The organism is Kitasatospora sp. NPDC051702 (assembly GCF_040681575.1).
In the GTDB taxonomy this organism is placed as follows: Bacteria; Actinomycetota; Actinomycetes; order Streptomycetales; family Streptomycetaceae; genus Kitasatospora.
This window is the reverse complement of sequence record NZ_JBFAZB010000010.1, coordinates 111,322-137,058: the sequence shown is the minus strand read 5'-3', so window position 1 is coordinate 137,058 and position 25,737 is coordinate 111,322. Positions and strand designations below refer to the sequence as shown.

Annotated in this window: 17 protein-coding genes and 1 pseudogene; 5 read left to right on the top strand and 13 right to left on the bottom strand. The window is 75.6% G+C overall.

Annotation, left to right across the window (positions count from 1 at the left end; translation table 11 throughout):
* Nucleotides 1–88 precede the first annotated feature (88 nt).
* From AB0N04_RS11985 to AB0N04_RS11975, 3 genes are all read right to left on the bottom strand, one after another.
* A complete protein-coding gene (locus AB0N04_RS11985) occupies nt 89–1,255 on the bottom strand; it encodes a VWA domain-containing protein (protein WP_360208968.1) in 1,167 nt (388 codons plus the stop codon).
* 87 nt (nt 1,256–1,342) lie between these two features.
* Nucleotides 1,343–3,697 (bottom strand): DUF5682 family protein, encoded by a 2,355-nt coding sequence (locus AB0N04_RS11980; protein WP_360208971.1) that lies wholly within the window; start codon nt 3,695–3,697, stop codon nt 1,343–1,345.
* Nucleotides 3,694–4,776, bottom strand: coding sequence for an AAA family ATPase (locus AB0N04_RS11975; RefSeq protein WP_360208973.1), 1,083 nt, complete (start codon nt 4,774–4,776; stop codon nt 3,694–3,696). Before AB0N04_RS11975 ends, AB0N04_RS11980 begins: the two co-directional genes overlap by 4 nt.
* Nucleotides 4,777–4,977: 201 nt before the next feature.
* Between AB0N04_RS11975 and AB0N04_RS11970 the strand changes: the two genes are divergently transcribed.
* Entirely contained in the window at nt 4,978–6,291 is a 1,314-nt protein-coding gene (locus AB0N04_RS11970; protein ID WP_360208976.1) for an SWIM zinc finger family protein, read from the top strand.
* Nucleotides 6,292–6,302: 11 nt separating this feature from the next.
* Nucleotides 6,303–7,901, top strand: a complete 1,599-nt coding sequence (locus AB0N04_RS11965; protein WP_360208979.1) for a DUF5691 domain-containing protein — start codon at nt 6,303–6,305, stop codon at nt 7,899–7,901.
* 80 nt (nt 7,902–7,981) lie between these two features.
* Here the strand turns inward: AB0N04_RS11965 and AB0N04_RS11960 are convergent, their stop codons facing one another.
* Nucleotides 7,982–8,389, bottom strand: a complete 408-nt coding sequence (locus AB0N04_RS11960) for a cobalamin B12-binding domain-containing protein (protein ID WP_350503520.1) — start codon at nt 8,387–8,389, stop codon at nt 7,982–7,984.
* A gap of 333 nt (nt 8,390–8,722) precedes the next feature.
* Here AB0N04_RS11960 and AB0N04_RS11955 point away from each other — a divergent pair, with 333 nt between their 5' ends.
* Nucleotides 8,723–9,538, top strand: coding sequence for a M23 family metallopeptidase (locus AB0N04_RS11955; RefSeq protein ID WP_360208982.1), 816 nt, complete (start codon nt 8,723–8,725; stop codon nt 9,536–9,538).
* A gap of 75 nt (nt 9,539–9,613) precedes the next feature.
* Here AB0N04_RS11955 and pcrA read toward each other — a convergent pair whose 3' ends face one another.
* The 3 genes from pcrA to AB0N04_RS11940 all read right to left on the bottom strand — a co-directional run bounded on the left by pcrA (nt 9,614) and on the right by AB0N04_RS11940 (nt 14,383).
* Entirely contained in the window at nt 9,614–12,229 is a 2,616-nt protein-coding gene (gene pcrA / locus AB0N04_RS11950; RefSeq protein WP_360208984.1) for a DNA helicase PcrA, read from the bottom strand.
* Between the two features lie 89 nt (nt 12,230–12,318).
* Nucleotides 12,319–12,999, bottom strand: coding sequence for a response regulator transcription factor (locus AB0N04_RS11945; protein WP_360208987.1), 681 nt, complete (start codon nt 12,997–12,999; stop codon nt 12,319–12,321).
* Entirely contained in the window at nt 12,992–14,383 is a 1,392-nt protein-coding gene (locus AB0N04_RS11940; RefSeq protein ID WP_360209220.1) for a PspC domain-containing protein, read from the bottom strand. The genes AB0N04_RS11945 and AB0N04_RS11940 overlap by 8 nt, the downstream gene beginning before the upstream one ends.
* Before the next feature lie 203 nt (nt 14,384–14,586).
* On the opposite strand from AB0N04_RS11940, the gene AB0N04_RS11935 reads away from it, so the two are divergent.
* Entirely contained in the window at nt 14,587–16,023 is a 1,437-nt protein-coding gene (locus AB0N04_RS11935; protein WP_360208989.1) for a PspC domain-containing protein, read from the top strand.
* A complete protein-coding gene (locus AB0N04_RS11930; protein ID WP_360208991.1) occupies nt 16,020–16,241 on the top strand; it encodes a hypothetical protein in 222 nt (73 codons plus the stop codon). The genes AB0N04_RS11935 and AB0N04_RS11930 overlap by 4 nt, the downstream gene beginning before the upstream one ends.
* 21 nt (nt 16,242–16,262) lie before the next feature.
* Here AB0N04_RS11930 and AB0N04_RS11925 read toward each other — a convergent pair whose 3' ends face one another.
* The 6 genes and pseudogenes from AB0N04_RS11925 to AB0N04_RS11900 form a co-directional block, all read right to left on the bottom strand.
* Entirely contained in the window at nt 16,263–16,547 is a 285-nt protein-coding gene (locus AB0N04_RS11925; protein ID WP_363364127.1) for a Rieske (2Fe-2S) protein, read from the bottom strand.
* 225 nt (nt 16,548–16,772) lie between these two features.
* A pseudogene (locus AB0N04_RS11920) lies at nt 16,773–17,267 on the bottom strand (DoxX family membrane protein); the annotation flags it as partial.
* A 215-nt stretch (nt 17,268–17,482) separates the two neighbouring features.
* Complete coding sequence (gene guaA, locus AB0N04_RS11915) at nt 17,483–19,078, bottom strand: glutamine-hydrolyzing GMP synthase (RefSeq protein ID WP_360208994.1); 1,596 nt, start codon at nt 19,076–19,078, stop codon at nt 17,483–17,485.
* Between the two features lie 1,070 nt (nt 19,079–20,148).
* Nucleotides 20,149–21,831 carry a hypothetical protein gene (locus AB0N04_RS11910; RefSeq protein ID WP_360208997.1) on the bottom strand — a complete coding sequence of 561 codons (1,683 nt, stop codon included), beginning with the start codon at nt 21,829–21,831 and terminating at the stop codon, nt 20,149–20,151.
* 328 nt (nt 21,832–22,159) lie between these two features.
* Nucleotides 22,160–23,965, bottom strand: coding sequence for a GMC family oxidoreductase (locus tag AB0N04_RS11905; RefSeq protein ID WP_360209000.1), 1,806 nt, complete (start codon nt 23,963–23,965; stop codon nt 22,160–22,162).
* Between the two features lie 127 nt (nt 23,966–24,092).
* Nucleotides 24,093–25,724 carry a succinic semialdehyde dehydrogenase gene (locus tag AB0N04_RS11900; protein WP_360209002.1) on the bottom strand — a complete coding sequence of 544 codons (1,632 nt, stop codon included), beginning with the start codon at nt 25,722–25,724 and terminating at the stop codon, nt 24,093–24,095.
* Between the last annotated feature and the right edge of the window lie 13 nt (nt 25,725–25,737).

Sequence of the window (25,737 nt, the reverse complement as noted above, 5' to 3'; positions counted from 1 at the left end):
TTGGGTGAGAACCGTCACAGACAGCCTAGAGCGGTGCGGCGCGGGCCCCGCCCACCGGCGGGCGGGTTTAGCGCGTCCGGGTGAATCCTCACACTCCCTGGTCAGGCACCGGGACGGGGCGCTTCTCGATCGCCGCGGCCATGATCTCCGGGAAGGCGTCGGGGGTGCAGGCGAAGGCCGGTACGCCGAGCGCGGCCAGGGCGGCCGCATGGGCGTGGTCGTACGCGGGCGCACCTTCGTCGGAGAGCGCCAGCAGGGCGATGAACTGCACGCCGGCCGCCTTCATCGCGGCGACCCGCCGCAGCATGCCGTCCCGGATCCCGCCCTCGTAGAGGTCGCTGATCAGCACCACGACCGTCTCGGCGGGCCGGGTGATCCTCGACTGGCAGTAGGCGAGCGCGCGGTTGATGTCGGTGCCGCCGCCCAGCCGGGTGGCGAACAGGACGTCGACCGGATCGGTGAGCTGCTCGGTGAGGTCGACCACCGAGGTGTCGAAGACGACCAGGCGGGTGTCCAGGCTCCGCATCGAGGCGAGCACCGCGCCGAACACCGCCGAGTGCACCACGGACGGCGCCATCGAACCGGACTGGTCGATGCAGAGGATGACGTCCTTGCGCACCGCGTGCCGGGCGCGGGCGTGGCCGACCAGCCGCTCGGGGACGACGGTGCCGTGCTCGGGCAGGTAGTTGCCCAGGTTGGCCCGGACGGTGCGGTCCCAGTCGATGTCGCGGTGGCGGGGCCGGTTCACCCTGGCGCTGCGGTCGAGGGCGCCGCCCACGGTGGCCCTGGTGCGGTCGGCGAGCCGCCGCTCCAGGTCGGCGACCACCTTGCCGACCACGGCCCGGGCGGTCTCCCGGGTGGTCTCGGGCAGCGCGTGCCGGAGCGAGAGCAGGGTGCCGACCAGGTGCACGTCCGGTTCGACGGCCTCCAGCATCTCCGGCTCCAGCAGCAGCCGGTCGAGGCCGAGCCGGGAGATCGCGTCCTGCTGCATCAGCTGGACGACGGTCGACGGGAAGTACTCGCGGATGTCGCCCAGCCAGCGGGCCACCTGCGGGGCCGAGCCGCCGAGCCCGGCACCGCGCCGGCCGCCGCGGGCCGGACGGCCGCCCTCCTCGGGTGCGCCCCGGTAGAGCGCGGCGAGGGCGCCGTCCATCGCGGCGTCCCGGCCGCGCAGGGTGCAGCCGGTGCCGTCGGCCTCGCCGCCGAGCACCAGGCGCCAGCGGCGCAGCCGGTCGTCGGTCGTGGTCGCAGCCATCTCGTCCTCCTTCGACGGGGACAACGGGGGTAAGAGGGGTGACGGGGACACCGGGGGTGACCGGGGGGGCGGCCCGGGGAGGCCGCGTCAGGTGTTGCGCCCGGCAGCCTGCCGGGGGATCCGCGGCCGGACCCCGAGCAGCAGCGCCACCACCGGCACCGCCGCGTCGGCCCGGCCCCGGTCGAGCTCGCCCGGCTGGTCGGCACCGGCCGGGGCCTCGCCCAGCGGGCCGGCCGCCACCCGGCCGCCGATCGTGGTCCGCACGCCCGCCTCCAGCCCGGTGAAGGTGCGGCGCAGCAGCGGCAGGACGTCGGTGAACACCCCGGCGGGGACGCCGCTCACCCACGCGTCGAGCAGGGCGAGCAGCCGCGGGTCGTGCAGCAGCAGGGCTCCGCCGCCGGTGAGGAAGCCCTCGATCCAGCCGGCCGCGTCCAGCGGGGCGCTGGCGGCGGACAGCACCAGGCGCAGCCGCCGGCCGGCCTCGTCGGAGTCGAGCCGGCCGTCGTCCAGCAGCAGCCGGACGGCGCGGCCGCGCAGCAGCCCGGGGACGCCGGTGGCCGGTCCGGCGCTCGGCTCCCGGCGGGCCAGGCCCCGCAGGGTGGCGGCCCAACGCCCGGCCAGGCCGTCCGGGCTCCGGCCGTCGGGGCCCGGGCCGCCGGGCCCGTCCGCGGCGTCCGGGTCGCCCGCGGCGTTCGGGTCGGCCGGTCCGCCCGGCCCGAGCAGGCCGATCGCACCGTGCACCTCGTCGATCCTGACGCGCATGGCCGCAGCGCTCTCGGCGTCCAGCCCCACGCAGGCGGGCGGCAGCCCGACGCAGATCCGGTCGGCGAGCCCTGCGGCCACCGCGCCGAGCGCACCGTGGTCGGTGCCGCGGACGTCGCCGTAGCGCAGCGCCCGCACCAGCGCGGGCAGCGCCCCGGCCAGGTGGGCGACGTCGGTGTCCAGGGCCGCGCAGTCCGCGAGCACCCGCATCACCGCGGGCAGCGCGCCGGGCAGGCCGGCCAGCAGGCAGGTCTCCACCAGGCCCGTCAGCTCGGCGAGTTCGGCCGCCGCGCGGGCGGTGCCGACGGCCTTGCCGGTGGCCGCCTCCTCCACCGTGGTGCCCCACTGGGCGGCCTCGGCGATCCGGACCGCGAACTCGGGCTGCCAGCAGAGCCGCCAGCTCTCCCGGAACGTCCCGGTGGAGTTCACGGCGGACCGGGCGGGCACGCCCCAGTCGACGCCCAGCAGCCGCAGCCGGTGCAGCAGCCGGGAACGGGCCGCGTCGGTGTCCTTGCGCAGGTCGAGGTCCAGGTCCTTGGGCTCGGCCGCGGGCTTGAGCCGCAGCGAGCGCTGCAGCCTGGTGAGGTCCCGCTGGAGCGGCACCGCCGGGGCGGTGTCCGGGACCTCGCCGAGCGCGTCGCCGACGACCAGGCGGTCCCGGACGAGCTCCAGGGCGACGTCCGAGCCCTCGCACAGCACGGCCCGTACGGCATCCAGGGTCTCGGTCAGCCCGGCCAGCGGGCGGCCGCGCATCACCGCGAGGGCCTCGGCGAGCCGGACCGCCTCGATCACGTGGGCGGAGGAGACCGGGTGGTCCTCGGCGCGCAGCAGTTCGGCGGCCCGGGTCAGCCAGCGCGGCACCGGGTCACCCTCGGTGGTGAACAGGTGGTGGTACCAGCCGGGCGACCGCACACCCGCGCCGTAGCCGGCGGCCTGGGAGAGCCTGCGGTGCGTCCACGGCACCCAGGTGACCTCCGTCCGCACCTTCCGGGGCAGTCCGGCGAGCAGCGCCCGGTCGTGCGCGACGCTCGGCGCGGCCGCCAGCGCGGGCACGTGGAACGCCCCGCAGACCACGGCGATCCGGCCGTGCCCGGCCCGGCGGGCGGCGCGGACCTGCTGGCGCATGTAGGCCTCGCGCAGGGTGTCCCGCCGGGACTCGCCGAGGCCCTCCGCCCGCAGCGCCGCCATCGCCTCGGCGACGGCCGCGAACGGGGCCAGCGCGTCCGCACCGGGCGCGCGGTGCTCGACCACGTCCTCCCACCAGCGCTCCGGGTCGTCGTGCCCGGCGGCCTCGGCGAGCAGCGCCAGCGGATCGGCCGCCGGCTCCTCCGGCTCGCCGTCCGCCTCCCCGGCGGCCGGACCGAAACCGTGGCCCGCGGGGAGGTCGATGAAGCGGACCGGCAGCTCCCGCTCGACGGCGTGACGGATCGCCACCCACTCCGGGGAGAACTCGGCGTACGGCCAGAAGGCGGCCTTCGCCGGGTCGTCCACGGCGTGGGCGAGCAGCGCGACCGGCGGCACCAGGCCCGTCCCGGCGGCGAGGTGGAGCAGGCCGTCGGCCTCGGGCGGGCCCTCGATCAGCACCGCGTCGGGCCGCCACTGCTCCAGGGCGGCGGCGACCGCCCGGGCCGAGCCCGGGCCGTGGTGCCGGATGCCGAGCAGCGCGACGTCGGCCGTCATCGCACCTCCTCGCGGGCGGCCCGGTAGAAGTCCTTCCAGCCGTCGCGCTCCCGCACCACGCCCTCCACGTACTCGCGCCAGACCGCGCGGTCCGCGACCGGGTCGCGGACCACGGCGCCGAGGATGCCGGCCGTCACGTCCCCGGCGCGCAGCACGCCGTCACCGAAGTGGGTGGCCAGGGCGAGCCCGTTGGTCACCACCGAGATCGCCTCGGCGGTGGAGAGGGTGCCGCTCGGGGTCTTGACCTTCGTCCGGCCGTCCGCCGTGATCCCGGCCCGCAGCTCGCGGAATACCGTCACCACCCGCCTGATCTCCGCGGCGCCGCCGGGCAGTTCGGGCAGCTCCAGGGAGCGGCCGAGCTGGTTCACCCGGCGGGTGACGATGTCGACCTCCTCCTCCAGCGAACCCGGCAGCGGCAGCACCACGGTGTTGAACCGGCGGCGCAGCGCGCTGGACAGCTCGTTGACGCCGCGGTCGCGGTCGTTGGCGGTGGCGATCAGGTTGAAGCCGCGCACGGCCTGCGTCTCGGAGCCCAACTCCGGTACCGGCAGCGTCTTCTCGGACAGCACGGTGATCAGGGCGTCCTGCACGTCGGCCGGGATCCGGGTCAGCTCCTCGACCCGGGCGATCTTCCCGTCGGCCATCGCCCGCATCAGCGGCGAGGGGACCAGGGCGTCCCGGCTCGGGCCGTGGGTGAGCAGCCGGGCGTAGTTCCAGCCGTACCGGACGGCCTCCTCCGGGGTGCCCGCGGTGCCCTGCACCAGCAGGGTGGAGTCGCCGCTGATCGCCGCGGCCAGGTGCTCGGAGACCCAGGTCTTGGCGGTGCCGGGCACACCGAGCAGCAGCAGCGCGCGGTCCGTCGCCAGGGTGGTGACGGCGACCTCCACCACCCGGCGCGGACCGATGTACTTGGGGGTGACCCGGGTGCCGTCGGGCAGCTCGCCGCCGAGCAGGTACGTCGCCACCGCCCACGGCGAGAGCTTCCAGCGCTCCGGGCGCGGACGGTCGTCCTGCGCGGCCAGGGCGGCCAGTTCGCCGGCGAAGGCGTCCTCGGCGTGCTGCCGCAGAACGTCGGTCATCGGGGGGCTCCTTCGGGTCGGCCGCCGGGTGCACGGGTGCCCCGGCGGCGGGGTGATCGGGGGGAGCCAGGTCGGCGTCCCGGCCTGCGGAACCACCTTGCACCGGGCCACTGACATCACCTGACGGACCGGCGGGCGCCCTCGCGCGCGGGCCGGACGGGCACCCGGGCGATGTCAGTGCCGCCGCCTACCGTCGGTCGCATGGAGGAACGCTGGAGCACCGAACACGTCCTGTCCCTGGCACCTGACGCCGCGTCGCAGAAGGCGGCCGGCAAGCTCTCCTCGCCCGCGCCGTGGTCCGGGGCGGGCACCGACGGCACCGCGGTCTGGGGCGAGTGCCGGGGCAGCGGCAGCACGCCGTACCGCACCGTGGTCGAGCTCGCCACGCCCGCCTACCAGTGCAGCTGCCCCAGCCGGAAGTTCCCGTGCAAGCACGCGCTCGGGCTCCTCCTGCTCTGGACGGGCGCCCCGCAGGCCGTCCCCGCCGCCGAGCCGGCCGACTGGGCGGCCGACTGGCTCCGGGCCCGCGGGGAGCGCGCCGAGAAGCGCGCCGCCGCCCCGGCCGACCCTGCCGCCGCCCGCCGCCGGGCCGAGAAGCGGGGCGCCCGGGTGGCCGCCGGCGCCGCCGAGCTCCGGCTGCGGCTGGCCGACCGGGTCCGGCACGGCCTGGCCGACCAGTCCGCCGCCGGCCCCTGGGAGGCGGTCGCCGCCCGGATGGTCGACGCGCAGGCACCCGGCCTGGCCACCCGGGTCCGCACGCTCGACACCGTCCCCTCCGACCTCCTCCTGGAGGAGTACGCGATGCTCCACCTGCTCGCCACCGCCGCCACCCGCCTCGACGAACTGCCGGCCGACCTCGCCGCGACGGTCCGCACCCGGGTCGGCTACCCCGCCGACACCGCCGAGGTCCTGGCCGGGCCCACCGTCCGCGACCGCTGGCAGGTGCTCGGCAGCCGGACGGTGCAGATGGAAGGGGGCTCCGACGACCGGCTGACCACCCGCCGGGTCTGGCTGCGCGGCGCCAAGACCGGCCGGCCCGCCCTGCTGCTGGCCTTCGGCCGGCCCGGCCAGGCCCCCGACCTCGCCCTGCCCACCGGCCACCTGCTGGAGGCCGACCTCGCCTTCCACCCCGGTGCCCGCCCGCTGCGCGCCGCCCTCGGCACCCGCTACGGCGCCCCCGCCCCCGGCCCGGCCGGCCCGCCCGACGGCCTCGCCGTCGCCGAGGCGGTGGCCGGCTACGGCACCGCCGTCGCCGACGACCCGTGGCTGGAGAGCTGGCCGACCGTCCTCGCCGGGGTCGTGCCGGTCCGCACCCCGGACGGCTGGCACCTGACGGACGGCCACCACACCGTGCCCGTGCACGGCCCTGCCGTCCCCGAGGCGGCGCTGTGGCGGCTGGCCGCGGTCTCCACCGGCCGCCCGCTGACCGTCTTCGGCGAGTACGGCCACCAGGGCTTCGCCCCGGTCACGGCCTGGTCCGGCCAGGACCGCCCGATCGGCCTCACCACTGCGTAGGAGCAACGGACATGACGACCACCCAGGACCCGTGGGAGACCCTGCACACCACCGCGCTGCTCGGCACCGACCGCCGCCCGCTCCCGGCCGCCGCGCTGCCGCTCGCCGACGAGGTCGACCGGTCCGACCCGGCCACCGCCCTGCTGGAGCTGGCCGCGCTCGCCACCGTCCGCCGCCGGGCCGGCGCCCTGCCCGTGCCAGCCGCCGGCCCGCCCGGCCCGCCCGCGCCGGAGGACCGGCGCCCGGTGCTGCCCGAGCCGGCCGCCCGCCGGCTCGCCGTGCTGCTGGCCGGCCGCTCCGGCGGCACCGGCGGCAGCACCCTGGCCAACCTGGCCGAACTGCTCCCGCAGTGGCTCGCCACCGCGCGCGCCCGGGGCCTGCGGCCGCCCGGCGCCCTGGTACCCGGCCTGCTCGACGCCGCCCGGGCCCGCAGCGAACTGCGCCCCGACGCGGTCGCGTTGGCCGGCCCGCTGGGCCGCTGGCTGGCCGAGCAGAACCCCGACTGGCGGTTCGTGCTGCGCACCGCGGGCGATCCGGCCGGACGGCCCGGGCAGCCCGTCGACCACCACCTGTGGCACGAGGGCCTGTTCGCCGAACGGGTCACCCACCTCACCCTGCTGCGCCGCCGGGACCCGGCGGCCGGTCTGGAACTGCTGAGCGGCACCTGGCCCACCGAGCGCGCCGAGGACCGCCTGCTCTTCCTGGACGCCCTGCAGGACGGCCTCTCCGCCGCCGACGAACCGTTCCTGGAGGCCGCCCTCGGGGACCGCAGCAAGAACGTCCGCGCCACGGCCGCCGAGCTGCTCTCCACCCTGCCCGGCTCGGCCCTGGCCCACCGGATGGCCGAGCGCGCGCTGGCCGCCGTCCGCCTCGCCGACGCCGGCACGCACCTGCTGGTCACCCCGCCCGCCGAGTGCGACGCGGCCATGCAGCGCGACGGCATCGCGCCCACCTCCCCCACCGGGCGCGGCGAGCGGGCCTGGTGGTTCGGCGAGGTGGTCGCCGCCGCGCCGCTCGCCACCTGGCCCCGCAGCACCGGTCTGACCCCGGAGCAGCTGCTCGCCCTGCGGGTCGGCGACAGCATCGACGAGACCAGCAGCAGCTGGGCCGACGACCTGCGGGAGGCCTGGGCGCGGGCCGCCGTCCGCCAGCACGACGCCGACTGGGCCCGGGCGCTGCTCGGCCCCGCCCCCGCCCCGCCCGTCCGCGGCTCCGGACGGCCCCGCGCGCCGCGCGCCACCGGTGCCCCGGCCAAGCTGCTGGCCGTCCTCCCGCCCGGGGAGCGGGCCGCCTGGACGGCCGCGTTCATCGAGGTGCACGGCCTCGGCGAGGCCTTCCAGCTGCTGGGCGCCTGCGCCACCCCGTGGACGCCGCCGCTGTCCACCGCCGTGGTGACGGCCCTGGCCCGGGCCGCCGGCTCGGGCGCGTACCCGTGGAGCCACAGCGGGGTGCTCGGGATGACGGAGCGGGCGCTCGCCCCGGAGACGGCGGCCGCCGTGGAGGAGCTGGCCGCCGGGGCCGCCCCGGACTCCGCGTGGTCGGAGACCTTCGCCCGGCTGGCCGGGACCCTGCGCTTCCGGGCGGCGATGCTCGCCGAACTCGGCGGCTGACGCGGCGGAGCGGGCCGCCCCCTCCGGAGGGGGCGGCCCGCTCGGCCGTGCGCGCTACCGCTTCGGGGGAGGGGCGGGCCTCAGCCGGCCGCCCGCAGGTTGGCCTCGACCCAGGCGACGACGTCCCGGGTGGGCGTGCCCGGGGTGAAGATGTCGGCGACGCCCATGGCCTTGAGCTCGGCGATGTCCTCGTCCGGGATGATTCCGCCGCAGAACACCTTGATGTCCTCGGCGTCGCGCTCCTTCAGCAGCTCCAGCACCCGCGCGCACAGCGTCATGTGGGCGCCGGACAGGATCGACAGCCCGATGCCGTCCGCGTCCTCCTGGATCGCGGTGTCGACGACCTGCTCGGGCGTCTGGTGCAGCCCGGTGTAGATGACCTCCATACCGGCGTCGCGCAGGGCGCGCGCAATGACCTTGGCGCCACGGTCGTGACCGTCGAGCCCCGGCTTGGCGACCACCACACGGATCGGCCCCGACACACTCATGACTGCCTCCTGGACATCGTCGTCCACCGTCCGACCGGACCTCGTGGGCCGCGGGCTCGGTTAACGGTCAATAACCAACCTGAGGGGAGGTTAGCGCCACCCGACCCCGTTGGTCGTGCCACCCCCCAAGAGGAGGGCAAAGTCACAAGCCACCGGCCTTGCTACCAGTGGGTATACCCGTCCGCCGCCGTCCGCACGGACCCCCGGCCGACCCCTTGACAAGCGCTGGTTTTTCGGGGGCGTCGGCCTTGCGACTACAGTCTCGGCTGTTTTCCCCCCGGTTTTCCCCACGCCCGACGACGCGCCCGAGGCCCACCGAGGAGGCAGCCCCCGATGGCTCCCGAAGCAGCCCGCCCGACCCGTGCGGAGCTGCGCCTCGCGGCCCGCGAGCAGTCCCGCGCCCAGCGCCGCGGCGCCGCCCGGGCCGCCACCCGGACGGCGTTGCTGCGGGTCGCGCTGCCGTCGGTGGCCGCGCTCGGGGTCGCCGCCGCCGCGGCGGTCACCGTGCAGGGCGAGGCCGACCAGCGCGCGCAGGCGGCCGGCCGGGTCCCCCCGCAGTCGACGGCGGCCGACGCCCCGGACGGCACGGCCGCCACGGCCGCGAAGGCGTCCGCGCAGCAGGCGCTCGCCGTCGGCGACCAGGCCCAGGCCTCCCGCGGCGACGCCCGGCAGCCGCTGTCCGGCGCCCAGCCCGCCGACGCCACGGCCCCCGGCGCCACCCCGACCGCCCAGCCGACCGCCGAACCCGCCCAGCCCAAGGTGGTCATGCCGGTCGCCCAGCACGGCCTCGGCGAGCTGTTCGGCGAGGCGGGCACCCACTGGGCGAACCGCCACACCGGCATCGACTTCCCGGTGGACGGCGGCACCCAGGTCGTGGCCGTCACGGACGGCACCATCCGCACGCAGTGGAACCCGTCGTACGGCTACATGTCGATACTGAAGATGCCCGACGGCACCGAGGCCTGGTACTGCCACCTGCGGGCGTACAAGGTCCGCAAGGGCCCGGTGAAGCAGGGCGACGTGATCGCCTTCGTCGGCAGCAGCGGCAACAGCACCGGGCCGCACCTGCACTTCGAGATCCGCCCGGCCGGCAGCGGGCCGGTCGACCCGCTGCCGTGGTTCCTCTCGAACGGACTGGACCCCCGCTAGGACCGGACCCCCGCCAGGCCGGACCCCTGCTGGGACCGGCCCCCGCCGGCCCCTGCCCGGCGCCCGGCCCGGGGGTCAGAGCTTCTCCACCGGTGCGTACCGCAGCAGCAGCTGCTTGCGCCCCTCCGTGCCGAAGTCGACGGTGGCCTGGGCCCGGTCGCCGACACCGGTGACGCCCACCACCGTGCCCAGCCCGAAGGTGTCGTGGGTGACGCGGTCCCCGACCGCCAGCGAGACGACGTCCCGCTCGACGACCTTGCCGCCGCGCCGCGCCGACTGCCCCCAGCCCGCCTTCGGGGCGGCCGAGGCGGACGCGGAGGAGCGCTGCCCCCCGCCCCCGGACGAGGACCTGCCCCAGGACGAGCCCGAGGAGAAGCCGCGTGCGGCCGGTGCCTGCGCCGCGCCCGTCCGCTTCCACTCCACCAGGGTGTCCGGGATCTCCTCCAGGAACCGCGAGGCCGGGTTGTAGGCGGGCTGCCCCCAGGCGCTGCGCAGCACCGAGCGGGTCAGGTAGAGCCGCTCCCGCGCGCGGGTGAGCCCCACGTAGGCGAGCCGCCGCTCCTCCTCCAGCTCCTTGACCTGGTTGAGCGCCCGCATGTGCGGGAAGATGCCGTCCTCCATGCCGGTCAGGAAGACCACCGGGAACTCCAGGCCCTTGGCGGTGTGCAGGGTCATCATCGTGATGACGCCCCGGCCCTCCTCGTCCTCGTCCGGGATCTGGTCGGAGTCGGCGACCAGCGCGACCCGCTCCAGGAAGTCGGCGAGCGAGCCGACCGGCGGCGCGCCGTCCTCGCCGGCGTCCGGCCGCTCGCCCGGGTCCTGCTCGTACTCCAGCGCCACCGAGGCGAGCTCCTGGAGGTTCTCCACCCTGGTCTCGTCCTGCGGGTCGGTGGAGGCCTGGAGCTCGGCGAGGTAGCCGGTCTCCTCCAGGACGGCCTCCAGCACCGCGGCCGGGCCGGCGCCCGACTCGACGACCTGCCGCAGACCGGCCAGCAGCACGTTGAACTTCTTCACCGCGTTGGCCGAGCGCGCGGCCATCCCGTACGCCTCGTCGACCCGCAGCAGCGCCTGGGCGAAGGAGATCCGCTCCCGCGCGGCCAGCGCGTCGATCATCGCCTCGGCCCGCTCGCCGATGCCGCGCTTGGGCACGTTGAGGATCCGGCGCAGCGGCACGGTGTCCTCCGGGTTGGAGAGCACCCGCAGGTACGCCAGGACGTCCCGGACCTCCTTGCGCTCGTAGAAGCGCACCCCGCCGACCACCTTGTACGGCAGGCCGACCCGGATGAACACCTCCTCGAACACGCGGGACTGGGCGTTGGTCCGGTAGAAGATCGCGACGTCGCCGGGCTTGGCGTCGCCCGCGTCGGTGAGCCGGTCGATCTCGTCGGCGATGAACTGGGCCTCGCCGTGCTCGTCGTCCGCGACGTAGCCGACGACCTTCTCGCCGTGCTCGCCGGCCGTCCAGAGCTTCTTCTCGCGCCGGTTGGCGTTGCGCTCGATGACGGAGTTGGCGGCGCTCAGGATGGTCTGCGTGGAGCGGTAGTTCTGCTCCAGCAGGATCGTGGTCGCGTTCGGGTAGTCCTCCTCGAACTGGAGGATGTTGCGGATCGTCGCGCCGCGGAAGGCGTAGATCGACTGGTCCGCGTCACCGACCACGCACAGCTCGGCGGGCGGCACCTCGGCGAGGTGGGCGGCGGCCGGGTTCACGAAGTCCCCGTCGACGGTGCGCCTGGGCGCGGCGGCGACGGAGCCCCCGCTCAGCTCCCGGACCAGCATGTACTGGGCGTGGTTGGTGTCCTGGTACTCGTCGACGAGGATGTGCCGGAACCGCCGCCGGTAGTGCTCCGCGACGTCGGGGAAGGCCTGCAGCAGGTTCACCGTCGTCATGATTATGTCGTCGAAGTCCAGCGCGTTGGCCTCGCGCAGCCGCCGCTGGTAGAGGGCGTACGCCTCGGCGAGCTTCTTCTCCATCGGGTTGGCGGCCTGGTCGGCGAAGGTCTCCTCGTCGATCAGCTCGTTCTTGAGGTTGCTGACCTTCGCCGTGAAGGACTTCGGCGGGAACTGCTTCGGGTCCAGGTCGAGGTCGCGGCAGACCAGCGACATCAGGCGCTGCGAGTCGGCCGAGTCGTAGATCGAGAAGCTGGAGGTGAAGCCCAGCAGCTTGGACTCGCGGCGCAGGATCCGCACGCACGCGCTGTGGAAGGTGGAGACCCACATCGCCCGGGCCCGCGGGCCGACCAGGGCCTCGACGCGCTCGCGCATCTCGCCGGCGGCCTTGTTGGTGAAGGTGATGGCCAGGATCTCGCCGGGCTGCACGCCGCGGGCGCCGAGCAGGTGGGCGATCCGGTGGGTCAGCACCCGGGTCTTGCCGGAGCCGGCGCCGGCCACGATGAGCAGCGGCGAACCCGCGTGCAGCACCGCCTCGCGCTGCGGGTCGTTCATGCCCTCCAGCAGCTGCGCCGGGTCCACCACCGGGCGGGCGGCGCCGTTGCGGTACCAGGCGTCCCGCTCGGCCTCGGCGGCGTGGTCGGTGTGGAACAAGCCGTCCGGGATCGCCTCCTCGTAGGCGTCGTACGGGACGTCGCCCTCGTACGGCGGAGGCTCCTCGTCGATGGGTGCGGCGGGCTGCTTCGACCCGGCGGCGGGGGCCTCGAAACCGGGGAGCGGGAGGTCGTCAAAGAGGCTACTCATGGCACTCCGAGTCTATGGCCACCCACCGACAAGCCCGCCCGGCCCGTACGGAACGGGCCGGGCGGGCTCGACGGGGCCCGGGTGCGGGCTCAGACCAGGCGGCGGGCGGTGGCCCAGCGGGTCAGCTCGTGCCGGTTGCTGAGCTGCAGCTTCCGCAGCACGGCGGAGACGTGGCTCTCCACCGTCTTCACCGAGATGAACAGCTGCTTGGCGATCTCCTTGTAGGCGTACCCGCGCGCGATCAGGCGCAGGACCTCGCGCTCGCGCTGGGTGAGCCGGTCCAGGTCCTCGTCGACCGGCGGGGTGTCCGTCGCGGCGAAGGCGTCCAGCACGAAGCCGGCCAGCCGCGGCGAGAACACCGCGTCGCCGTCCGCGATCCGGAAGACCGCGTTGACCAGGTCGGTCCCGGTGATGGTCTTGGTGACGTAGCCGCGGGCACCGCCGCGGATGACGCCGATGACGTCCTCGGCGGCGTCCGACACCGACAGCGCCAGGAACTTGACCGCTCCCCCCGCCTCGCCCATCAGCCCGGCCGAGCGGCGCAGCACCTCGACGCCGCCGCCGCCGGGCAGGTGGACGTCGAGCAGCACCACGTCCGGCCTGGTCTCGGCGACGACCCGGACCGCCGACTCCACGTCGTCGGCCTCGCCGACCACGTCGATGCCGGTCACGTCGGTGCGGCCGATCTCGGCCCTGACCCCCGTCCGGAACATCCGGTGGTCGTCCACCAGGACGACCCTCGCCGTGCGCTCCGGAGCTGCCTCAGTCATTCGTTCTCTCCATCTCCAGCTCGACCTCGGTCCCGCCGTCCGGCGCGGGCCGCACCCGTGCGGTGCCGCCGTTGCGCTTCATCCGGCCGATGATCGACTCCCGTACGCCCATCCGGTCCTCCGGCACCGTGTCGGGGTCGAAGCCGGGGCCGTGGTCGCGGACGAACACCATCACGGTCCTCCCCTCGACCTCGGCGTAGACCTGGACCGGTCCCCCGCCACCGTACTTGGCCGCGTTGACGGTCGCCTCCCTCGCGGCCTGCATCTGTGCCGCGATCCGCTCGTCCATCGGGCAGTCGCCGACGATCACCAGCTCGACCGGGACGCCGTGCCGGTCCTCCACCTCCGCCACGACGGCCCGCAGGCTCTCCGCCATGGTGTCCGGGGCGGCCTCCGCGGCGGCCTCCGGGCGGTACAGCCAGAGCCGCAGCTCGCGCTCCTGGGCGCGGGCCAGCCGCAGCACCTCCTTGGGGTCCTCGGCCCGACGCTGGATCAGGGTCAGGGTGTGCAGCACCGAGTCGTGCACGTGCGCGGCGATCTCGGCCCGCTCCTGGGCCCGGATGCGGGCGGTGCGCTCGGCGCCGAGGTCCTGCCACAGGCGCAGCCCGTACGGGCCGAGCAGGACCAGCACCCCTGCGAGCACCGCGAGCGAGGCCTCGACGACCGACCCGAGGGTCGAGCCGCTGCCCTGCACGGCGAGGAAGGCGATGGTGCCGCCCACCACGAGCAGCACGCCGACGCCGACCCGGGTGTAGGCGCCGCGGCGCCGGTCGCCCTCCTCCAGGCCGAACCAGCGCTGCCAGCGCGAGTCGTCGGCCTGCCGCCAGACCAGCGCGACGCCGACGCCGATCGCGAGCAGCGGCCAGGTGTACGGCTTGGCGGTCTGCACGCCCAGCACGTTCAGCAGCGCGATCAGGCCGATCACCGTGATCACCAGGGCGGCGAGCTGGCCGAGCCCGCCCTGACCGGGGCGGCCGCCGGGCGCGGCGCCCTCCCCCTCCGCGGCCGGCGCGGCCGGTTCGCCCTGCAGCGCGTGCTGCAGCAGCTCGCGCAGCCGGCCGAGCCAGCCGCCGCGGCCGCCCTTGGTCAGCGCCCCGCCCTGCTGCTGCCCCTGGCCGGTCGGGACGAAGCCGCCGTTGACGTACACCCAGTGCGCGCCGCCGCGCTGCGCCGGCTCGCCGATGCCGATCGGCACCACGAACCAGAACGCCGCGTACAGCAGGGCGCCGATGCCCTGCGCGAAGAACAGCAGCACGAACGCCAGCCGGACCCACCGCACCGGCAGCCCGAGGTGCACCGCGAGGCCGTGCGCCACACCGCCGAGCATCCGTCCCTGCGGGCTGCGGTAGAGCCGTCGGTAGGGCGGCCGCCCGCCGTCGGGCACGCTCGGGTCGGTGCCCGCCGACGCGGTGTCGGGGGCGAGGGGTCGGGGATCGGTACCGGGTGCTGCCACGGCACCGATGGTTCCACGCTCGCGCACGCGGGCGCATCAGGGTGTGTCCCTAAGCCCTTCTCAGGGACGGGTCAGGGTACGGACAGGGCTCCCACCGGTTGGGCGGGCCGGGCCCAGCCGGGAGGATGGTGCCCATGACCGAGGACCACCGCATCGAGGAGGCCGGGCCCGCCGCCCCGCCGGAACCGGACCGCCCGCCGCTGACCAGGGCACGGCACCACCGCGTGGTGGCCGGTGTCTGCGGCGGTCTCGGACGGCACCTGGACATCGACCCGGTGGTCTTCCGGGTCGTCATCGTGGTGCTCTGCCTCTCCGGCGGCCTCGGGCTCTTCCTGTACGGCCTGGCCTGGCTGGTCGTCCCGACCGAGCCGGTGCCGGACGGCCGGGGCGAGGACCGGCAGGGGCGCACCGAACTCCAGCGGGTGCTCACCGGCCGGGTGGACGGCCAGTCGGTCGGCGCGGTGCTGCTGACCGTGATCGGCACCGGGGTGTTCTTCTCCTCGATGGGCGACGACGGCCAGCTCTTCCCGCTGCTGCTGCTCGCCGGCCTGGTCTTCCTGGCGGTGCGCTACGACCCCGAGCGGCGCCGCGGCCGGGTGCGCGGACGCCGCCGCGGCGGCCCGTACGACCGGCACTTCCCCGAGGACGACCAGGGCGGCCACCCCTGGTCCCGGCCGGAGGAGGACGCGGCCGCCCGCGCCCGGCACGCCGCCGCGCAGGCCGCCGGCACGGTGCCCGCCGACTCCCCGGCCCCCGGCCCGAGCGGCTACCTGTGGGACCCGCGCCACCCCGACCGCAACCCCTACGGCGGCACCGGCACCCCGCCGTACGGCACCCCGGTGCCGCCCGCCGGCGGCCCCGCCCAGCCCTGGTGGCAGCGCGCCGACCTGCCCGAGGGCGATCCGCTGCGCAAGGACGGCCCGCCCCGCCGGCCGCGGCCCGCCGCCGTCCGGCACCCGCGGGAGCGCTCCGCGCTGGGGTTCTTCGGCCTGCTGCTGGCGATCGGCGCGGGCGCCGCGGTCTGGTCCGCCTCGGTCGGCCACACCGATCTCGGCGTGCTGAGCACGACGGTGCTGGCCACCGCGCTGCTGGTGGTCGGTCTGACCCTGCTGCTCGGAGCGAAGTTCGGCCGGGCCCGCAAGCTCGCGGCGATCGGCCTGCTGATCACCCTGGCGCTGACCTTCGTCGGCCACTCCCCGGACTCCGTGCGCGACGCGGTCGGGCGGCGCGACTTCACCGTCACCGCGACGACCGACCTGGCGCCCAAGTACACCCTCGGCGCCGGCGAGCTCCACCTCGACCTGAGCGCGCTGGACACCACCGGCGCGACCCTCACCAGCCGCGCCGAGCTGGGCGTCGGCGAACTGACCGTGGTGCTGCCGCCGGACGCGACGGTGAACCTGGTGACCCGGACGGGCCTCGGCAACGTCTCCGTCCCGGGCGGCCGCGACGACGGCACCGGTCGCCACACCTACCTGCTGCAACCCGTCGGCGGTCAGACGTCCAAGGGCACGATCGACCTGGAACTCTCGGTCGGCCTCGGCAACATCAAGGTGGAGGTCCAGCAGTGAGGAAGCACCGGCTCGACCCGTTCTCGCTGATCGCGGGCGGACTGTTCACCACGATCGCCGTGCTCTACCTGGTCGCGGCGCTCAACGACCAGACCGTGAACGGCCGGATCGTCATCCCGGTCACCTTCATCGTGCTCGGCCTCGGCGGCCTGGTCGGCGCCGTCGCCGCGGTCGCCCGGCGCAACCGCGGCGACGGCGGCGAACGCGACGGCGGGTGACCGCGGCGACGGGCGGAGCGGTCAGCTCTGCAGCGGACCGAGCTTCAGCTGGTCGCCGTCCTTGGTCACGCCGTACCTCGGCAGCGGCTTCACCGCCGGGCCGTTGACCACCGCGCCGGTGGCGGCGTCGAACCGGGAGCCGTGGCAGGGGCAGTACAGCTGGCCGTTCTTCGGGGCGTCGACCGCGCAGCCGGAGTGGGTGCACACCGAGGAGAGGCCGCAGTACTGGCCGGCCTTGGGCTGCACGATGTAGACGGCGTCGCCGGTGGCCGGGTCCTTGACCTGGGCCGAGCCGCCGACCGGCACGCTCGCGGCGGGCACCGAGGGGGCCGGCCCGGCGGGGGCCGGGGCGGAGCTGACCGGGGCCGCGGACTGCTTGGCCGCGGACTTCCCGCCCCGGCCGAAGGTCCGGGTGAGCGAGCCGGTGAGCAGCCCGGCGCCGCCGATCGCGACGGCGGCGATCCCGCCGTCCACCAGGGCCCGGCGCTTGACCCGGTCCTCGGCGAGGCCGCGCGCCCGGTCCCGGCCGGCCCGGGCGGCCAGGTAGCCGTCCACCGACAGGTACGGGGTGCCGGCCAGCAGCAGCGGGGTCCAGGCCATCAGGTAGGCGAGGTCGTTGCCCAGGTAGTACGGGGAGACGCTCCAGCTGACGGTCAGCCAGAGGCTCAGGTTGATCAGCGCGCCGCCGAGCGCCGCGACCCGGCCCCAGAGGCCGAGCAGGGTGCCGAGGCCGACCGCCAGCTCGCCGAAGGCGATGGCGAGCGCGAACAGGGTCGGGGCGTCCAGGGCGGGGCCGAGCAGGAAGGAGATCGGGCTGCCGGCCCTGACGGCCTGGGTCTGCGAGACGAACGAGGCCGGGTCGCCGGCGCCGGCCAGGTAGTGCCCGTCGGAGAGCTTGTCGAGGGCGGCGTACACGAACGTGACGCCGAGGAAGAGGCGCAGCGGCAGCAGCGCGTACCGGGACGCGAACGCCCGCCGCTGCGCCGCCCGGTCGGCCCGACCGGCCGCTCCCCCGTCGACCGCCACGGAGTTGCTGGCCTCCGACATCCGTCACACCTTCCCTCGCGGCCTGCCACGTCCTGACAGGTCCGGTCCGCATTCTGCCCGGTCCCGATCGCTTTCGGTGGGAGGGCCCACCCGGTGGGCGGAAGCCCCACCGCGAACGGCCGCGCCGCCGCTCCCCTGTATACGGGAACGACGGCGCGGCCGTTCAGCACCGGCTCAGCGTCCGGCGGGAGTGGCTACTCCCACTCGATGGTGCCCGGCGGCTTGCTGGTGACGTCGACGACGACGCGGTTCACGTCGCGGACCTCGTTGGTGATCCGGGTGGAGATCCGGGCCAGCACGTCGTACGGCAGGCGCGACCAGTCCGCGGTCATGGCGTCCTCGGACGAGACCGGGCGCAGCACGATCGGGTGACCGTAGGTGCGGCCGTCGCCCTGCACGCCGACGCTGCGCACGTCGGCCAGCAGCACGACCGGGCACTGCCAGATCTCCCGGTCCAGACCGGCCGCGGTCAGCTCCTCGCGGGCGATCGCGTCGGCCTCGCGGAGCAGGTCGAGCCGCTCCTGGGTGACCTCGCCGACGATCCGGATGCCCAGACCCGGGCCCGGGAACGGCTGGCGCTGGACGATCTCCTCCGGCAGGCCCAGCTCCTGGCCGACCATCCGGACCTCGTCCTTGAACAGCTTGCGCAGCGGCTCGACCAGCTGGAACTGCAGGTCCTCGGGCAGGCCGCCGACGTTGTGGTGGGACTTGATGTTGGCGGTGCCGGTGCCGCCACCGGACTCCACCACGTCCGGGTACAGGGTGCCCTGGACCAGGAAGTCGACCGACTCGCCCTGCTCGCCGGCCTCGGCGATGATCTCGGCCTGGGCCTGCTCGAAGACCCGGATGAACTCCCGGCCGATGATCTTGCGCTTCTCCTCGGGGTCGGTGACCCCCTTCAGCGCGGTCAGGAAGCGCTCGGCGGCGTCGACCACCTTCAGCTGCACGCCGGTGGCCGCCACGAAGTCCTTCTCGACCTGCTCGGTCTCGCCCTTGCGCATCAGACCGTGGTCGACGTACACGCAGGTCAGCTGGTCGCCGACGGCCTTGTTGACCAGGGCGGCCGCGACCGCGGAGTCCACGCCGCCGGAGAGGCCGCAGATCGCGCGCTTGGTGCCGACCTGGGCACGGATCAGCGCCACCTGCTCCTCGACCACGCTGCCGGTGGTCCAGGTCGGGGCGATGCCCGCGCCGCGGTAGAGGAAGTGCTCGAGGATCTGCTGGCCGTGGTCGGAGTGCAGCACCTCGGGGTGGTACTGGACGCCGTACAGGCGGGCCTCGTCGTTCTCGAAGGCCGCGACCGGGACCACCTCGGTGGAGGCGGTGACGGTGAAGCCCTCGGGGGCGGCGGAGCAGGCGTCGCCGTGCGACATCCACACCGAGTGCCGGGCCGGGACGCCCTCGAAGAGGGTGGAGCCGGTGCGGCTGACGACCAGCGGGGTGCGGCCGTACTCGCGGGCACCGGTGTTGTCGACGGTGCCGCCGAGGGTCTTGGCCATCAGCTGGAAGCCGTAGCACATGCCGAAGACCGGGACACCGGCCTCGAAGATCGCGCGGTCGATCTGCGGCGCGCCCTCTTCGTAGACCGACGACGGACCGCCGGAGAGGATGATCGCCTTGGGGTTCTTGGCGAGCATCTCGGCGACCGGCATGCTGCTCGGCACGATCTCGCTGTAGACCCGCGCCTCACGCACCCGACGGGCGATGAGCTGGGCGTACTGGGCACCGAAGTCGACCACCAGGACGGGGTCGTTGTCCGGCGCGGACTGGACGGGGATTGCAGAGGACACAGACGGCCTTCCGGCAGCGGTACGAGAGGTGTCACACCGAACCGCTTCCCCGGCGGGGGCCGCGGCGGCGACGGGTGGGGGTGTCTGGACACCGATTCTACCGGGCTGTCCGGTTTCACTCGTCTGCCCGTCCAAAGAACCGTGACCGGGCGGGGCCGCGCTTCGTTGCTTCTGACGACCGTACGACCGCGCCGCGCCCGCCAGGCGCGCCGCCTTCGCCCCGGCCAGGGGCGCCGCCGTACGGGCTGCAGGACCACGCGTGGAGCTTCATCCCAGTCCACCGGCGCGCGTGGCGCCACCGCCCCGGCCCCGCCGGGAGCGCGGCGCCGTGGGACCGTGCGCGGGTGCCGCGGCCGGACAGCAGGGGACAGCGACCCCGGCCGCGACTGGACCGAGAGGTGGGACGGCCGGGCCCGGGGACGCCCGGGGCCGGCCGTCGCACCCCCGGCGCGAGCCGGACACACCCGGGCGCACAACCCCCGCCGTCCCACGCCGCTACGCGCGTCCCCGTGCGCCGCAACGCCCACACCACTACACACCGTGATCATCGACGGCCTGGTGCCGTCACTCCGACCGGAGCCGCGGAACCGGTCGGAACGGCGTCCGCAGGTCGGTACCCGCACTTTGTGGATTGCACCCAACTGTGCCGAATCGGTTGCAGAGCAAGCCCTTCGTCCAGCACGATGCTGCGTGGAAGAGGTTCTCCCGGCCGCCGGAAGGCGCACCGCGGAGGGCCGACCGGGGTCGCCGCGCGCTGCGGCAACCCCGGAGGAGATCTCACGCTCCGTGAGCGAAGGTCCGGCGCAGACCTGCGCCGACCCGCCGCCCCGGGCACTCGTGCGCCCCGCACGACCGGTCACCCACGCCGGGCCGCGGCGGCGCACCCCCGAGCCGACCGACCGGATGGCGCTCCTCCCCCGGCGCCGTCCACCCAGCACCGGCGCAGCCCTGACGCCGCGTGCTGAACGACAAAGGGCCCCGTTCCCCCGCGGGGCCCTTTGCCCTGTCCGGGCCGCCGGGCCCACCCCGACCGTCCGGGTGGGCCCGGCGGCAGGTCGCCCCGGCGGGGCTCAGTCCTGCTTGCGCCAGACGCTCGGGTCGACCGACTCACCGGCCGCCGCCGGCGGGGCGTGGCCGGCCGGCGGGGCGTCGGACGAGCCGATCACCTCGCGCACCTCCGCCGCGGGGGCGGACGGCTGCGCGGCCAGGTGCGGCACCCCCGGCGAGGCACCGGCGAACGGCGCGCCCTCGTGCGGAGCGCCCTCATGCGGAGCACCCTCGAGCGGTCCGGCCGCGTGCGGGGCGGCCCCGTACCGGGCCGCCGCGCCCCGGCCGCGGACGGCCGCCAGCAGCGGCGGCACCAGCAGCGCGCCCACGGCCGCCCAGACCAGGCTCGCCAGCAGCACGCTCACGAACACCAGACCGACCGAGGTCTCCCGGGTCGTGTCCAGCTGCCGGCCGGCGGTGCCCCAGCCCCCGGTCGCGGAGGAGGAGGTGGTCGTCGTCAGCGCGCCGGCCGCCGCCGACAGCGCGACGAGCAGCACGGCGTACACGCCCGCCAGCCGGAGCCGGTCGGCCGCGTCCAGCTGCCGCCGGTACGCCGACCAGCCGAGGATCCCGGCGGCGGCGAGCGCCAGCAGGCCGGTCCAGCGCCAGTCGGCGCTCTGGGCGGGCAGGTCGAAGAAGGACAGCTCCGTCCGGTCCGGGCTGCCCCCGTAGTCGCCGTAGTCACCGCCGCCGGAGGAGACGCCGTCCACCCCGTTGAAGAACCGCAGCGTCGCCCCCGAGCCGAGGCCGAGCAGGCCCAGGCCCAGGTTCGGCAGGAAGGCCAGCGAGACCGCGGTCTGCCAGCCCTTGTCGCTGTTCGCGGCGACCAGCACGAATCCGGTCAGCGAGGCCAGCCCCAGGGTCAGGGCCAGCGCCTGGCCGGCGGTCAGCGCGGCCACCGCCCAGCCGCGCACCGCCCGGCTCCGCCAGGCGGCCCAGCGCAGCGCGTCGGTGCCGTGGACGGCGAAGGCCAGCAGGCCGGCCAGCAGCGCGGTCCAGCCGACCGCCTCCGGCCAGCCGGAGTCCATGGTGTACGTCGCCCCGAGAGCACGGCCGACGATGCCGCCGGGGTAGCCGGCACCACCGCGCTCCGGCTGCCAGCTCGTCCCGCCGAGGAGCCCGAGCAGCGCCGTCACGGCCGACAGGACCACCGCGGTGCGCAGCGCCTCGCCGGCCGCCTGGCCCTTGGTCAGCTGGATCCCGGCGGACCGGCGGCGCCGGGCCCCGGCCCGCAGGCCGAGCCAGAGCGCCACCGCCCACAGCACCGTGACCGTCATCGGGACGACCCGGAGCAGGAGGTCCGTCCCTCCGGCGTCGCCGCGCGTGAACGTGGTGTGGTAGCCCACCTGGAACGGCGCGCCGAGCGCGTTCAGCGCCATCGCCAGGGCGGCGCCGTAGCGCTCGCCGAACTCGGGCGCCCGGAACAGGAAGGCGTACTGGTAGTCGCTCGGGACGGCCGCGACCAGAGCCGCCAGGAGCAGCACCAGGGTCGGCGCGACGGCCGCCACGAGTGCCGGGCGCCAGTCCGCGCCGAGCAGTCCGCGCAGCGCGGCCGACTGACCGGCCCTCGGGTCGTACGGCCGACCGGCGCCCCAACCGGCCAGCGTGGGCGGGCCGGTGAGCGGGCCGGCAGGCGGCGGGTAGCCCGGCTGCGGGCCGGGCGGCGGGGGCGGGTACCCCGGCCCGGCGGGCGGCGGTCCGTACACCTGCCGGGGCGGCGTCGCGGGCGGCACCCCCGGGGGCGCGGCCGGCGGCCCGGCGGGAGGCATCCCGGCGGTCGGCGGCCCGGCGGGAGGCGTGGCCGCCGCCGGGGGCGCCGCGGGTGGCGGGGGCGGCGGTGCCGCCGGCCGCCCGCACGAGGCGCACGCGGGCGCCCCCTCCACCGATGCCGCGCCGCACGCTGCGCAGTTGGCCATGGGCCGGTTTCCCCCCGCTCGACGAGTTCCTGGTCGCCCAGAAAGCCCGTTTATCCCATCGGATCCGAACGGATGTCAACCGGGTGCCCGGGCCTGCCGGTTGGCCCGTCCGGCGTGCTCAGGCCTGCTTCTTCGGGACCTCCGGGACGGGCAGCAGCGGCAGCCGCAGCGCGCCGAACGCCCCTTCCGGGACGGCCGGCCGGGTCGGCGCCACCGGGGTGACCCGCAGGTAGGCCTCGCCCTGGGCGGGGCGGCGGTCCGTCTCGCCCTTGTTGGGCCACATCGACATGGCGCGCTCGGCCTGCGCGGTGATGGTCAGCGAGGGGTTCACCCCGAGGTTGGCGGAGACGGCCGAGCCGTCCACCACGCTGATCCCGGGGTAGCCGTACAGCCGGTGGTACGGGTCGACCACGCCGGTCTCGGGGGCGTCGCCGATCGGGCAGCCGCCGAGGAAGTGGGCGGTCATCGGGATGTCGAAGATCTCGCCCACGGTGCTGCCCGCGAAGCCGTTGATCTGTGCGGCCAGCGCCTGCGCGCCCTGCTCGGCGGCGGGGATCCAGGTCGGGTTGGGGGCGCCGTGGCCCTGGGTGGAGGTGAGCCGGCTCTTGCCGAGCAGGTCCTTCTTCAGCGAGACGGTGATCGAGTTGTCCAGCGACTGCATCACCAGCCCGATGATCGTCTTCTCGGACCAGCGGCGCTGGTTCATCGAGCGGGCGAAGGTCACCGGGTGCAGCGCCGAGTTCCCCAGGTAGCGCAGCCAGCGCGGGCCCCGACCGCCGCCCTTGACCTGGGCGATCGACAGCGCGCCCATCGCGTTCGAGCCCTTGCCGTACCGGACCGGCTCGATGTGGGTGTTGGCGTCCGGGTGGATCGACGAGGTGATCGCCACGCCCTTGGTGAAGTCCGCCCGGGCGCCGTAGCGCCGGTCGGTGGTCTGCGCGCCCACCAGCGCCTCGGAATTGGTGCGGGTCAGCTCGCCGAGCCGGCTCGAGATCCGGGGCAGGTGCCCGGCGTCGCGCATCCGGTGCAGCAGCGACTGGGTGCCGTACGTGCCGGCCGCCACCACCACCCGGGCGGCGGTGATGGTCCGCGCACCCGCCTTCACCCGGTCGGTGCGGGATCGCGAGTCCGTGCGGCGCACGTCCACCGCGTAGCCGCCGGACCCGTCCTCGCCGCCCAGCGCGCGGATCCGGGCCACCGTGGTCAGCGGGTGGATCTCGGCGCCGCCGCGCTCGGCCAGGTGGAGGTAGTTCTCGGTGAGCATGTTCTTGGCCCCGTGCCGGCAGCCGGTCATGCACTCGCCGCACTCGACGCAGGCCTTGCGGGCCGGCCCGGCACCGCCGAAGTACGGGTCGGCGACCTCGTCACCGGGCGCCGCCTTGGCCGCGCCCCCGGCGTCCTCGCCGTCACCGAAGAAGACGCCGACCGGTGCCATGTGGAAGGTGTCGCCGACGCCCATCTCCTCGGCGGCCGCCCTGAGGTGGACGTCCGAGGGGGTGACGGTCGGGTTGAGCCGGACCCCGAGCATCCGCTGCGCCTGGTCGTAGAACGGCGCCAGCTCCTGCTGCCAGTCGGTGATGTGGCTCCACTGGCGGTCCTCGAAGAAGGCCTTCGGCGGCACGTACAGGGTGTTCGCGTAGTTCAGCGAGCCGCCGCCGACCCCGGCGCCGGCCAGGATGAGCACGTTGGCCAGCAGGTGGATCCGCTGGATTCCGTAGAGGCCGAGCTGCGGCGCCCACAGGTAGTTCGACAGGTCCCAGGAGTTCCTGGGCAGCTCGTCCCGCTCGAAGCGCCGCCCCGCCTCCAGGACGGCGACCCGGTAGCCCTTCTCGGTCAGCCGCAACGCGGCGACCGAGCCGCCGAACCCGGACCCGACCACGACCACGTCGTAGTCGAACTCCGCCGCACCGCCGGACTCCACCATCTGCCACTGCTCCTTCGGGACACGAACCTGACCACGGGCGCGGACGAGCCGCACCCCGAACCCATGACGGCGGGGCCGCCCGCCCGCTACACGGCGCCCGCGGCCGGTCGGACCGCGGAGCCGGCGGCTACTTGAACCGCAGCGCCTTCAACGCCCGCAGCCCGCCGGTCATCACCGCGGCGAACTGCCGGTCGTCCAGGCCGAACGAGGGCGCGATCGGCATCAGCCGCTGGGTCGCGATGGTCTGCGCCTCGGTGAACCGCAGCAGGCCCTCGGCCCCGTGCCTGCGGCCGAGCCCGGAGTCCCCCATGCCGCCCATCGGCGAGGCGACCGAGCCGTACGCCGCCGCGTAGGCCTCGTTGACGTTGACCGTGCCGGTCCGCAACCGGGCCGCGACCGCCCGGCCGCGCCGCTGGTCCCCGCTCCAGACGCTGGAGTTCAGCCCGTACGGCGTGGAGTTGGCCGCGGCCACCGCCTCGTCGTCGGTGTCGAAGCGGTAGACGGAGACGACCGGGCCGAAGGTCTCCTCGCCGCAGACCGCCATCTCGGGGGTCACGCCGTCGAGGATGGTCGGCTCGAAGAAGAAGGGGCCGAGGTCGGGCCGGGCGCGGCCGCCGGCCAGCACGGTGGCGCCCGCCTTGACGGCCTCCTCGACGTGCCGGGTGGTGGTCTCCAACTGGCGGACCGAGACCAGCGAGCCCATGTCCGCGCCGTACGCGAGGCCGCCGCCAAGGCGCAGCGCCCGGGTGCGGGCGGCGAAGCGCTCCAGGAACCCGTCGGCCACCGACCGGTGCACCAGCAGCCGCTCGATCGAGATGCACAGCTGCCCGGCGGAGGAGAAGCAGGCCCGGACGGCGCCGGCGGCGGCCCGGTCGAGGTCGGCGTCGGCGAGCACCAGCATGGCGTTCTTGCCGCCGAGCTCGAGCGAGGCGCCGACCAGGCGGGCGGCGGCGCGCTGGGCGACGTCGCGGCCGGTGCGGGTGGAGCCGGTGAACGAGACGTAGTCGGCGTGCTCCACGACGGCGGGGCCGATCACCGGCCCGTCGCCGATCACGACCTGCCAGAGGTCGGCCGGCAGCCCGGCCTCGACGAGCAGCTCCCGGGCCCACAGCGCGGTGAGCGCGGTCTGCGTGTCCGGCTTGTTGACCACCGCGTTGCCGGCCACGAAGGCGGGCAGGGCGTCGCCGACGGACAGCTCCAGCGGGTAGTTCCAGGGCGAGATGTGGCCGATCACGCCCTTGGGGCGACGGGCCTCGACGGCGTGGGTGAGCACCGGCAGGGCACCACCCCGCCGCTTGTCCCGCAGGTGGGCGTGCGCCGTCCGCCCGTAGTACCGGGCGGCCATGGCGACGGCCAGCACCTCCTCGAAGGCGTGCAGCCGGGCCTTGCCGGTCTCCGCCTGGACGAGGTCCAGCACCTCGTCCTGCCGCCGCAGCAGCAGGTCGTGGAAGCGCAGCAGGACGGCCGCGCGGCGGCGCACCGGCAGGGCGGCCCAGGCCGTCTGCGCGCGGCGGGCCAGCTGGAAGGCGACCTCGACGTCGGCCGGGGTGGACTGCGGCAGGCTGGCCAGCCGCTCACCGGTCAGCGGGGCGACGGTGTCCACCAGGCTGGGCTCGCCGGTGGCGGTGACCCCGGCGGCCAGCCGGGCGACCAGGGACGGCGGGACGGCCGCGGCGACGGTCCGGCCACCGCCGGGGGCGGGCGGGTTCCCGGTCGCGGAGTGTTCGGTGGCCACTGCGTCTGCTGTGAGGTCCGACATACGGCGCAGCCTA